This window comes from Vibrio sp. V42_P2S4T144 (assembly GCF_009904715.1).
Lineage (GTDB): Bacteria > Pseudomonadota > Gammaproteobacteria > Enterobacterales > Vibrionaceae > Vibrio > Vibrio alginolyticus.
This window is the reverse complement of record NZ_WXWS01000174.1, coordinates 1-11,282: the sequence shown is the minus strand read 5'-3', so window position 1 is coordinate 11,282 and position 11,282 is coordinate 1. Positions and strand designations below refer to the sequence as shown.

11 protein-coding genes are annotated in these 11,282 nt (G+C 45.0%); 2 read left to right on the top strand and 9 right to left on the bottom strand.

The features are described 5' to 3' along the window. Nucleotides 1–270: 270 nt before the first annotated feature. From CAG68_RS06120 to CAG68_RS06105, 4 genes are all read right to left on the bottom strand, one after another. A complete protein-coding gene (locus tag CAG68_RS06120; RefSeq protein WP_161440922.1) occupies nucleotides 271–906 on the bottom strand; it encodes a DsbA family protein in 636 nt (211 codons plus the stop codon). Between the two features lie 32 nt (nucleotides 907–938). Further along, on the bottom strand, nucleotides 939–1,820 hold the full coding sequence (locus CAG68_RS06115; protein ID WP_053303807.1) for a glutathione S-transferase C-terminal domain-containing protein: 882 nt from the start codon (nucleotides 1,818–1,820) through the stop codon (nucleotides 939–941). Nucleotides 1,821–1,916: 96 nt separating this feature from the next. Next, entirely contained in the window at nucleotides 1,917–2,381 is a 465-nt protein-coding gene (locus tag CAG68_RS06110) for a Dps family protein (protein ID WP_053303808.1), read from the bottom strand. Nucleotides 2,382–2,391: 10 nt separating this feature from the next. Next, entirely contained in the window at nucleotides 2,392–2,931 is a 540-nt protein-coding gene (locus CAG68_RS06105; protein WP_053303809.1) for an NADPH-dependent FMN reductase, read from the bottom strand. A gap of 147 nt (nucleotides 2,932–3,078) precedes the next feature. Between CAG68_RS06105 and CAG68_RS06100 the strand changes: the two genes are divergently transcribed. Then, the gene (locus CAG68_RS06100; protein WP_053303810.1) at nucleotides 3,079–3,978 is read left to right on the top strand and encodes a LysR family transcriptional regulator; all 900 of its coding nucleotides are present in this window, start codon (nucleotides 3,079–3,081) and stop codon (nucleotides 3,976–3,978) included. A gap of 91 nt (nucleotides 3,979–4,069) precedes the next feature. Here CAG68_RS06100 and CAG68_RS06095 read toward each other — a convergent pair whose 3' ends face one another. After that, nucleotides 4,070–4,972 carry a DMT family transporter gene (locus CAG68_RS06095; RefSeq protein ID WP_053303811.1) on the bottom strand — a complete coding sequence of 301 codons (903 nt, stop codon included), beginning with the start codon at nucleotides 4,970–4,972 and terminating at the stop codon, nucleotides 4,070–4,072. A 287-nt stretch (nucleotides 4,973–5,259) separates the two neighbouring features. Here CAG68_RS06095 and CAG68_RS06090 point away from each other — a divergent pair, with 287 nt between their 5' ends. After that, nucleotides 5,260–6,060 (top strand): hypothetical protein, encoded by an 801-nt coding sequence (locus CAG68_RS06090; RefSeq protein ID WP_202599865.1) that lies wholly within the window; start codon nucleotides 5,260–5,262, stop codon nucleotides 6,058–6,060. Nucleotides 6,061–6,373: 313 nt separating this feature from the next. On the opposite strand, the gene CAG68_RS06085 is transcribed toward CAG68_RS06090, so the two are convergent. Genes CAG68_RS06085 through CAG68_RS06070 form a run of 4 tightly spaced genes read right to left on the bottom strand, consistent with a single transcriptional unit; the run spans nucleotide 6,374 to nucleotide 11,267 of the window. Beyond that, nucleotides 6,374–8,086 (bottom strand): ABC transporter permease subunit, encoded by a 1,713-nt coding sequence (locus tag CAG68_RS06085; RefSeq protein WP_202599867.1) that lies wholly within the window; start codon nucleotides 8,084–8,086, stop codon nucleotides 6,374–6,376. Between the two features lie 46 nt (nucleotides 8,087–8,132). Further along, nucleotides 8,133–9,647, bottom strand: a complete 1,515-nt coding sequence (locus tag CAG68_RS06080; RefSeq protein ID WP_053303812.1) for an ABC transporter substrate-binding protein — start codon at nucleotides 9,645–9,647, stop codon at nucleotides 8,133–8,135. Then, nucleotides 9,637–10,485: an ATP-binding cassette domain-containing protein gene (locus tag CAG68_RS06075; protein WP_161440920.1), complete on the bottom strand. Its 849-nt coding sequence runs from the start codon at nucleotides 10,483–10,485 to the stop codon at nucleotides 9,637–9,639. Before CAG68_RS06075 ends, CAG68_RS06080 begins: the two co-directional genes overlap by 11 nt. A gap of 20 nt (nucleotides 10,486–10,505) precedes the next feature. Then, on the bottom strand, nucleotides 10,506–11,267 hold the full coding sequence (locus tag CAG68_RS06070; protein WP_104976471.1) for an ATP-binding cassette domain-containing protein: 762 nt from the start codon (nucleotides 11,265–11,267) through the stop codon (nucleotides 10,506–10,508). Nucleotides 11,268–11,282 lie beyond the last annotated feature (15 nt).

Here is an 11,282-nt window from a genome sequence, read left to right as displayed (position 1 = left end):
GATATAGACCATACTACCTGCCATTTACATAACAATATATTCCGTAACAACCTCACTTAGTGCCGTAAATTCCCTAATAATGCTCACATCAATCATTCTGGCTGCAACTTTAACCAGAACCGACTTGATACACATTGGGGCAAAATCTATTCAGGTTGGAAAGTACTTATATCCATCAGATGGATAACTTTAACTCACACAAATTGAAAAAAGCCAGCTATCTAGCTGGCAAAAGGCATTGTGAAAATTTGAAAAGGCTTTTCTTGGGACTCAAACTTTATTTGTGAGCTCTTTTAATGTTTTACGCAATGTATTGATACCGAGAGCACCCGGTACAACCCACCCTTTATTGATAACCAACGTTGGCGTAGAAGTGATGTCATATTCTTGAGCCAACTTTCTGTCACGCTGTATCTCAGCTTGTCGCTCCGGAGAAGCAAAGTCCTCAAGAAAACGAGCCTTATTCAGCCCAACCTCACCAGCAATTTCTGTAAGCTCGTCCAAATCACCAATATTTCTGTTTTCACTCATATGTGCATGTGTAACAGCATCAAAATAGTCCCAGTAAGTACTGGATCCTCCCTGTTGTTCAGCCGCCTTACATGCCACCAAACCTGGCGTTGAAAATGGGTATTCAAACGTCTGCTGACGCATCCCTTCTACGTTTACGCGCTTTTTATCGTCGGCACGCGCACATTGCTCCCAGTGTTCCAAAATAATTTGCTTCGCTTGTTTCATTGAGCCAAACTTGCCAATCATTTCTTCCCGTGAGGCAGACAAAGCAAATGCATGATGATGGATATCTAAATTAAACTCTTTTTCAAGCTGGCGTAGTCGAGGTGACAAAACATAACACCACCCACAAATGACGTCGTGAAAAAAATCGACTCTAATTTTTTTGCTCATTACTTTTCTCCAAGATTGAAAGTATTACTGGCTTACCAACTAATGACCGGTCCTGCTGGAACAATTCCATAAGGGTTAATGTGCTTGTGCGAGAAGTAGTAATGCAACTTCATGTACTCGATATCGATCGTTTTTCTGATGCTCTCATGACTGAGTAAATCCAGCATATACTGGTAAAGGTTATCGAAGGCTTTTAGTGGCTTTTTATTGGCCTTAAAGTGAACTTCATAAACGGCTTCAAACCTGACAAGTGTGGGTAACAGAAACAGATCCGATAGTGTGATATTCGAACCATACAGATAACGAGTTTGACTTAGCCTGTTGTTCAACTGCTCCATAGCATCAAATAAGGTGTCACTGGCTAGATCATATTCTGCCTGCTCTGTGGCAAAACCAACGTGGTAGACCTTTCGATTCACATTGACGTGTAACCACTCGTTGAGCTTTTCTATTTCTTCTCGCAGACTATCTGGAACCAACTCAACTTTGTTCTTAGCTAAAGGTAGCCAGTTGGTAGCAAGCTCCATTGCTATCGCAGAGGAATCATTACCTACAATTGCATGATCTTGTCTGTCCCATAGTATCGGTACTGTTACTCTTCCCGTGTAATTTGGATTTGCTCGTTGGTAAAGCTCTATCAAGTTTTGAGAGCCGTACAAAGGATCTGAGTTAGCATCGTCAAATAACCATCCGTCGGAATATCGCTTTGCTGCAACAGAAGAAACAGTTATTGCGTCATTCAATCCTAGGTAATTGATCACCAGATAAGGCCGATGGGCAAAAGGGCAAGCAAACGACATGTACAAGTGATAACGCCCTTGCTCAGCGACTTTTGGCAATTCAAAGCTGTCCTCATGAGACAGGTCTTTTACTTCTTTATTTGGATACCAAATCCCTTTTTCTAAAACAGCCATGGGGTGCACCTACATACTTAAATTAAGGAAACATATGTAATAACGCGAGCTTTCGCTCAACGTTACATTGTTAAGGTATACAGCGACGAATTTGACTCACAGCATTGAACGTAACATCCAGGCTGTTTTTTCATGCTCTCGCATTCGATCAGAAACCAATGAAGCAGAAGATTCATCATCCCCATCCTGAGCCAATTTCAGAACGTCTCGGCAAGTCTTGACCACTTGCTCATGAGAACGAACAAGAATAGACACCATTTGTTCTGCTGAGGGCACGCCATCTACTTCAGAAACTGAGCTAAGGTCGGCGAACGCTTTGTAAGTCCCTGGCGCAACTTCACCTAGTGTTCGTATTCGCTCAGCAATGTCATCGACGGCGATTGCCAATGCGTTGTATTGCTCTTCAAACATAAGATGTAGCTCGCGAAATTGGGGGCCAGTAACGTTCCAATGAAAATTATGCGTTTGCAAATACAAAGTGTAGGAGTCTGCCAGAAGGCGTTTAAGCGCTTCTCCAATCACAACACGATCCTGTTCGTTTATACCAATATCCACTTTCATACCTACGCTCCTATAGTGCGTTTTCAAAGGAAGACATCAGCGCTTCCAGTTCAACTTTAGTCGCTACGTCAAACTCACCATCGTGAATTTTCTCCTGATAACTCCCTAAACTGTAGATTCCTTTAACGTCGCCACCCCACCATGGCATTAGCTCCGCCATCGTTCTGAGATTGGTCGCACCGCCATTCGGTCCAGGAGAAGTACTGACTAAAAGAACGGGTTTCTTATCGTCACCAAAGAAGGATTTACCTGATTCAGCAACACGTGAAAGCCAGTCAATGACATTCTTTAAAAATGCGGGCATAGAGCCGTTGTGCTCAGGAGAAGCAATAATCAGCGCATCGTGTTCATTCATCATTTGTCTCAATGTGATGGCGTCGGCTGGTATACCTTTTGACTCTGCATCAATGCCATACATTGGCAAATCGAAATCTTTCAATTCGATGATGGTCACTTTAGTTTGGGTGGCTTTTTCAGCCAAGGAACGAATCAGAGTATTATGGATTGACTGACTGTGATTACTTCCCGAGAGCGCGAGTATCTTTTTCATGAGTTAGTCCTGTTAGGTATTTAAGGTCAACACCTCAGTGTTGGTGATTACAATAAATACTAATTGACTAGCATTGGTGAATAAACTATATGTTAGTAACTAAATAGTTTACTTTTGGTAAACAATAAGAGTTTAAATGAGGTCGAAGTGGATAAAATAAGGGCGCTAACCGTTTTCAGAAGGGTTGTGGAACTGGGAAGCTTCAAAGCAGCAGCTGAAGATTTAAGTCTGTCAAAAGCAGCCGTTAGTAAGAATATCAATGAGTTGGAAGACTATCTTAAAAGCCCTCTGATAAACCGAACTACGCGTAACATGCACATAACGGATAATGGTCAACTTTACTACAATCAGGTTTGCAACATATTAGATGATTTGAAACATGCTGATTTGTCAGTCATCGAGTCGTCTCATACGTTAAAAGGATCACTGAAAATAAGCGTTCCTATGTCGTTAGGAATTTTAGAAATTAACCCCATCATTTGTGAATTCATGCACCAATATCCTGATTTGTCTATTGAAGTTGTCATGAGTGACCAATATGTCGATCTCATCGACTCAGGCATTGATATAGCGATTCGAGGAGGGGGAGAATTAAGCAATTCTAGTTTAAGATCCCGAAAGCTTATCGATATGAGACGAGTGCTTTGCGCTTCTCCTGAATATCTTTCAAAATCCAGCGAGATTCTTAAGCCAGAAGATCTCGCTCATCATAAGTGCCTCATATACAGTTTTTCTTCGTCAGCAAGACGTTGGCTATTCAGAAATGAGGATGAAGTCAAAGAGATCGAGCTTCAATCAAGTTCTTATGTCGTAAACAATGGATTAGCGCTCAAGCAAACAGCGTGCTCAGGCCATGGTATTTTATTGCTGCCGGATTTATTCGTTAAAGGCGAGTTAGAATCTGGGGAATTAGTTGAGGTTTTATCGATGTGGCAAGCTGATAGGCATTCACTGTATGTTGTTTATCCTTTCCATAAAGAGCAATCTCAAAAAGTCAGAACTTTTATTGATTTTGTCGTTAAACACTTCGAAAACAAACAGCACTAGCCTTCATCTTCTCCTGTCAAATTGATTACCTGAGCATGAAAACGCAACCTTTGTGAGAAGGTGGCCAGATGTGAGAAGGTGGCCAGATTTTTCAACAGACTTGATTTCGCTCGGCCTGACTATTCGACACTTGCAATACCACAGTAGAAAGAATGGATAGTGCAATACCAGGATATACAGCTGTGGGTATACTCTTTCCATCAAATAACAACATGATAAAAGCAACAAATACAGGACTTAGATAAATATAAGCCATCACTTTTGCAGGCCCCAGTACAACGGTGGCTTTGTGGATGATAAAGGTTGAGAGCAATGTCGCAAACAAAGCGAGGTATAGCATGTGCAAGGTAAGCTCGGCATTTAATGCAAACCAGTCTAGTGGTTGATGGAATACAAACAATGCCAGCAACATCCAGAAGGCACCGCCAATCAGAGTACAAAACACGGTAACAATGGTTTCTTCTCCACGATGAAAAACTTTCATCGAGACAGAAAAACACACCATAGACATACACCCGAGCAAAAACAAAATATCTCCTTTGTTGAGGTTTAGTTTCAATAATGTCTCTAAATCTCCTTTCACAACCACCCAACATGTCCCGACAGTCCCTACCAAATAAACGCCAAGCATCTGAATAGATAATTTTTCCTTAAAGAGGAAAACACTAACAATGGCAGTAATAAATGGCACTAATGTATACAGTGTGCCTGTGTTTAATGCCGTGGTTGTCTGCAAAGCCCTGAACATACATATAAAAAAGATCGCAAAGAAAAGGCTCATGATAAGACTTCTTGGAAACACATCTTTTGCCATTTTGATGCGATGTTTCTTTGTCAGAATAAAAGGAAACAATACCAGTGCTGCAAGCAGGAATCTCAATAACGTTAAGGAGAATGGATTGATTACACCGGATAGTTTTTCTGAAGATAAAAAAGATCCTGCAACCAGCGCTGTCACTAATAAGGACAAAAGGTGATATTTAATATTTTTCACATCAAGGCCATCTATTTTAAGGGGATAAATACTCTACTAGTGCTCAAGCACTAAAGACTTAACCATAACAGCCGCATTGAGTAATTAAAGCTCCATTTAGTAACTTAACTGTTTACCAAAGAGAAATAGTTTGTAGTAATTGACTCCTTATTGATACACCTCCACATCGTCAGTTCACTATTGGTAAACAATTTGTTTACCTGAGTGCTGTTTATCTGATTTAGCGCGACTTCTACACTTAGGCCTGAAAACACAACTCATCGTCCTATAATCAAGCAGGAGACCGAATGATGAAAAAATGGATCAATTTAGTATTAGTGAGCATGATTGCCACTATGCCGATCGCACAAAGCGTAGCAAAAACAATGTCAACAGAGGGTCAGCTGACTCTGTCTTACAGTGATGGTAGAGCGCCAACTCAAGGCGTTGAGAAGGTCAACGAAGTGCTCAAAACTATTGGTGTGCGAGTTAGTACCGTTTCGCTGCCTGAAGAAGCCAAACCTATTCTGGAAATATCCAAAAAAAGAGCTATTACAAAGGAAGAAAGTGAAAAACTAATCTCACTATTTTCTATGCACCGTGGTGACTTACTGGATCAAATCGAAAAAGCTGGCCGATTACCAGAGGCACACAGAGGCGGTTTCCTATCGACGTCTGAAGTAGGCGTTGCTCCATATCCAAAGGTTTATGATATGAAAGCAATGACTCCAGAAGTTATGCACTTTCTACAAGAAAAATTCGGCAAGTTACATGTTAATAGCTCAGAGAATGGCGTAGGTATCGATGAAGTGATGACCATCGTGTCTGGTGGGCCATGGACTTGGTTCTTTGTATTACCAGACAATGTGATTGGTAAACTGACGCTGAGTCACGTCTCACTAGATGGTGATGCGTGGCGAATCAGCTACCCAGGTCTCGTACCTCATGGTGGGTTCTTAGATGCACCTTATGGCTTGGTTGTCGCTTATGCACACGGCCCTAAAAACTTTGTTATGCGTTATGAAGAGCCGAGTGTTGAAGGTACGGAAACGCTGGGTACTAACTCATGGATCGACTTCAGCGGCGATATTCCAAAGCTACTGGATTAATATCAAAAGTACGACAAACCAAGACTAACGAAAAAAATGACTCGGCTTACTTGCTGAGTCTTTTTTCATTTTTAGGGGATATCACTCCTTTGGTTAACGAAGTGTCCTTGGTAAGTATAACTTTTCTTTAACTAGCAACAGCTTAGCGATAGAAAAGCCAACTGTATAGGTAATAAGTGGGGATTGAGCGCTTCCAATATACATAGACCGTGCTGTGTACTTTCTGGCAGAAAACACATCCTTTTGTTTTCTAAATTACCAAATTACTGATTACATCTGGATATGGAAGCTCACTTCGCTTTATCGCTGCTCGTCACTTGTCATCAAAAATCAAATTCACTGCAATTGCCATCAAAACTAAGCCTGAGATTGGCAGCAAGACACCTAATGGTGAGCGCTCTATGTAAGGCAAGTTTTCCGCAATCAATAAGCCCCACTCAGGTTCTGGCGGCTTAACGCCAAGTCCGATAAAACTCAGAGACGTCAGGCTGAGCGTAATGTACGGCAAACGCAGAAACGCATGACGAATCAATGGCGGCAGCACATAAGGTAACAAGTAGTAACGGAGTACTCGCCACTGACTGGTTCCCCAAATGGGCGCAAGATGCGTGTAAGGCTGCGCTTTGGCTTCCATCAACAAACTTGCACAGTGCGCTGCTAATGGTGCCCATGACACCATAACAATCGCAATCAAGGCACTGTTTGGGTTCATCCCCGTTAGACCAGCAATCAGCAGACCCGCCACAATGTATGGCACACCTTTGGTAATCTCAATTAAGCCTTGGCTATAACGAGTCACAAAGCCGAGCAGCAAACCAATCACCAAACTAAGGAAGGTTGCGATGATGCCCATTTTGATTGTCGACATCATACCGCCGCCAACACGAGCAAGCAGATCTCGACCAACCGCATCGGCACCAAACGGTGCTGCTAAGCTAGGCGATTCAAGGCGAGTAAATTGGATAGTGTAAGGATCGCGCATTAACGCCCATCCCGCACAACCAATCAGCAAGGCAAAGATTGTTGCACTGACGATACGTTTGGTGGTGCTTTGGGTAAAACGGAACGTGCTGTGACTGCTGATCAACTTGCCACTCGTGACACTGTGCCCGAGTAACCAGCGTTGCAATAAGATGCTCGCACTGCTGATCAACATCGAGTACACCAGCAACACCAACAAGCCACCTTGCAGCATCGGTAGATCTTGTGACTTCGCTGCGCCTAAGATTAGTCGTCCGATGCCCGGAATGGAAAACACTTGTTCCACAGCAACCGCGCCGCCGGTTAAACCAATCACCGTCATTGCGATTTGAGGAATCAAGTTACTAACGGCACGCCACAAGGCAAAGCGTAAGATTTGAAACTTACTGACGTTTGCCGATAGCCAAGTGATCACCCAAGGCTCATCTAATACTCGCTTGAGGCTGTCATTGAGCAAGCGCCCGAACAAGCCAGCAGCAGGCAATGCCATTGCCAAACTTGGTAGCCAGAGGTTTTGCACGCCTTGCCAACCATAAGGCGGGAACCAGCCCAACCAAATGGAAAACACCATGATCAGCAACGAAGCAATCACGTATTCTGGCAATGAGACCAACACCGAACTGAGCGTGTCATGATGCTTGTCTAAACGATTCTGTTGCCAACGACGCACGGTGTAAAGCACGCTCGCCATGCACATTACAAATGCCATACCTAACGCTGTAAGCATCAGTAATAGTGACGTTTTTGCGGTTTGTTGAACGCTCTCCATGACGGACGCCCCGCTCACCCAAGAGACACCTAGGTCACCTTGCATGGCAAGCGTCAACCAATCCCACAGTCGCTCAGCAGCGCTGCGGTCAAGTTGAAGATCTTCTCGAATTGCTTGCAGAGCTTCTGCCGTCAGCAATTGTTGAGCCCCCGCACGGGCACGGAGGATTGATTGGCTTGGATCGATACCGGCAATATCCGGCATCAAACCCACCAGTACAACCACTACCCCGAGTGACAGGAAGCGCGACAAAAAACGCGCAAACCATTCGGGCATACAAGCGCCCCAACGAAAGCGCATGTTGGCAACAGACGACATCGAGTTAGTTCACCTCAGTAAACTGGTCGATCAGGCGACGCTCACGTGGGTCACGTTGTGCATTCTTCACGCGGTCACTCTCACCTTGGATTACACGCTCGTGAAGCAGTGGAATCACAGCGTATTGCTCAAGGATTTTGCTTTCTGCTTCGATTATCGCTTGTTGGCGTTTCTCACCCAATGGCTGACGATCAGCGTGTTTCAATGCTGCGTCCACTTCTTCAGAGCAGAACTGACCTAGGTTGTAAGAACCTTTACAACTAAAGTCACTTTGCATGTACGCTACTGGGTCACCAGAATCCAGCACTGTTGCACGTGACAACAAGAACGCATCGAACTTACCTGCTAGTGCATCGTTTTCGATTTGTGCGTATTCACGAACATCTAGCTCAACCACAAAGCCAGCCGCTTCAAGTTGTTGCTTTAGCAGCACCGCTACTTCTGGCAACTCAGCACGGTCGGTAAATGTACCGATGGTGATCTTCTCACCGTTCGCGTGGCGCATTTCCATGGTTTCCATACGAGGGTTCGCATCACGAATTGGCTGAGCCCATGCCAATGCAGGACCTAACAAACCTTTTGCTGAATCGGCGTGGTTCTCGTAAACCGTTTTGATGATTTGCTCACGGTTAACCGCTTGAGCCGCTGCTTTACGCAAACCGAACTGGCTAAACACATCTGATTTGTTGTTTAGGTAAAGCGTGTTGGTACGCGGCATGGCGACTTCGTGCAGCTGTGAAGATTCCATCATCGCGATTTGCGATACAGGAACCGCTTCAACTACATCCGCCTCACCGGTACGCAGCGCTGCAGCACGAGCAAAACCGTTTGGTACGTATTCAGCAAAGATACTGTCTACTTTTGCTTTTTCACCCCAGTAACCGTCAAAACGCTTCAGTTTTGCGCTGGTTGTCCCGTTGATTTCTGTCAGAACGAATGGACCCGTACCCGCATTGATTGGCACAACACGACCGTTTTCTTGATATGCAGCACCAGAAAGGATCGCTAGCTGTGGGCTAGAAAGACGGCTTGGCAACAGTGGATCGTTAAAGGTCGTTTTGATTTCAACAGTGAAGTCGTCCAATGCGCGAACTTGCCATTCGATACCATCCAAAATGCGTGGCTTAGGAGCTGCATCTAATGCTTTTTGTAGAGAGTTCACAACCGCATTGGCATCAAGGTCAGAACCATCGTGGAATTTCACGCCCTTACGTACCGTAAATTGCCACGTCATCGGGTCAATTTGTTCCCACTCTGTTGCCAGCATAGGCTCTGCTACCGACTGATCGTTTAGGTTCACCAGCGTTTCTGCCGTGCTCCAACGTGACAGTTTGAACGCGTCATCTGAAAGTGGTGACAAACCTGTGCGTGGTGGTTGCATCATGGCAACGCGAATTTCCGTTGCTTGCGGTGCAGCTGCTTTTTCCGCTTCTGGCTTGCTTTCGCCAGAGTCAAAACAACCCGTCAGCAGTGCGCTTAAAGCCAGCGACAAAGCTAACTTGGGAGTACTAAGGTGCATAAGAAACCTCTCCAATGGTTTTTGTGAATTCATTACTTTTGTGTTGAGCGCTCATCAAGGCTCTCGTGATCAAGTGCGATGGGTTATTTGTCACGTTCTGTGCTGTGCCGTGCTCGACAACGCGTCCTTTGTCTAACACTAGGATTTCATCGCATAGGGTTTGTGCCGCATCGAGGTCATGTGTCACCAAAATCAAGCGCATCTGACGACTCTTTTGAATGCCTGCCAACAAGTCGAGAATCTGTTTACGACTGACGGGGTCTAAGCTACTGGTTGGCTCATCGGCAACCAACACGCAAGGCTCAACAATCAAAGCTCTGGCGATAGCCACACGTTGAGCTTGCCCAACTGATAATTGCTGCGGGTTACGATCCAGCAATGTGAGATCCAAACCGACATCCGTCAAAACCTTTTCCACCTTCTCGTTAAGCTCTTGCGTCAAACCAATGTTGCTTAGCGGCTCCAGTAAGATCTGGCGAACGGTGTAGTACGGATTCAAGCTAGACTGCGGCTCTTGCGGAATCAGTTGAATGTGCTGACACAACTCTTGGCGCTGCTTAGCCGAGCTACGCGATAGCGGATAGCCACACACATACACTTCACCAGATGTGGGCTTACGAAGACCGAACAGAAGCTCAATCAAGGTCGATTTACCCGCACCAGAAGGACCAACAATCGCAATGTTTTGTGTGTCGATGGCAAGATCCAATTGTTCGAGCGCTTTGAACGGTTTGCCCCCTAACCAACTTGGTTTGGAGTAATAGTGAACACTGGCTTGCTCAAAGCGAACTTCCGCCGATTTAGGCTGCGTGTGCCCGCTCAAGTTGTGCTTAGTCAAAATAGGCTCCAGAGATGAGGTTAAGGCAGCAGTTGCGCAAGTTGTTGGCAGAAAGGATGCGAACTTTGCTGAATGGCTTGCCACGGTGCGCCATAAGCCACCATGGTGTTGTCCGCAATCACCAAGACTTTGTCACATGCCAAAGCCGCAGACAGATCGTGCGTGATCAACAGACCACTGATGTTGCGTTGCTGAACACTGCTGCGGAACAACTCAAGGATCTCCGCTTCGGTGATTGGATCGAGTGCACTGGTGGGCTCATCTGCGATGATTAAGTTGGCACTACCAAGCAAAGCAATCGCAATACAAATACGCTGGCGCTGACCACCAGATAGCTGGCTTGGATGCTGCGCCAATGCTGCTTTTGGATCTGCAAATCCGAGTTGAGACAACAAGGTCGTCACGGTGTCTCGGTTTGCTGAAGACAAGCGCGTTTTTTTGCCCGTCAATGCCAAACACAGTTGTTGTTCGACAGACGCCAATGGATTCAGCGCTTTAAGTGCATCTTGGAAAATGACCGCGGGACGCTGCAATTGACTACGTTGCAGCATGACAGTTTGTGCGACTTCACTGCTGTTAAGCTGGATACTTCCGTCTACCCAAATATCAGACGGCAAAAAACCTGCGACGGCTTTCGACAACATGGATTTACCAATGCCGGAAGGTCCCATAATGGCAAGAACTTCACCTTGAGACAGCTCAAAAGAAATGTCTTTGAAGAGTGTACGCTCTGAGTCTGTAAGGCTGAGATTATTAACGGAGAGTATTGGTTGAGAAATCACGGCATAAACTAAATG

Excerpts from the sequence above, each read along its gene's own strand:
- CAG68_RS06105 (WP_053303809.1), bottom strand. The coding sequence starts at position 2,931 with ATGAAAAAGATACTCGCGCTCTCGGGAAGTAATCACAGTCAGTCAATC.
- CAG68_RS06115 (WP_053303807.1), bottom strand. The coding sequence starts at position 1,820 with ATGGCTGTTTTAGAAAAAGGGATTTGGTATCCAAATAAAGAAGTAAAA.
- CAG68_RS06120 (WP_161440922.1), bottom strand. The coding sequence starts at position 906 with ATGAGCAAAAAAATTAGAGTCGATTTTTTTCACGACGTCATTTGTGGG.
- CAG68_RS06085 (WP_202599867.1), bottom strand. The coding sequence starts at position 8,086 with ATGCCCGAATGGTTTGCGCGTTTTTTGTCGCGCTTCCTGTCACTCGGG.
- CAG68_RS06080 (WP_053303812.1), bottom strand. The coding sequence starts at position 9,647 with ATGCACCTTAGTACTCCCAAGTTAGCTTTGTCGCTGGCTTTAAGCGCA.
- CAG68_RS06110 (WP_053303808.1), bottom strand. The coding sequence starts at position 2,381 with ATGAAAGTGGATATTGGTATAAACGAACAGGATCGTGTTGTGATTGGA.
- CAG68_RS06090 (WP_202599865.1), top strand. The coding sequence starts at position 5,260 with ATGATGAAAAAATGGATCAATTTAGTATTAGTGAGCATGATTGCCACT.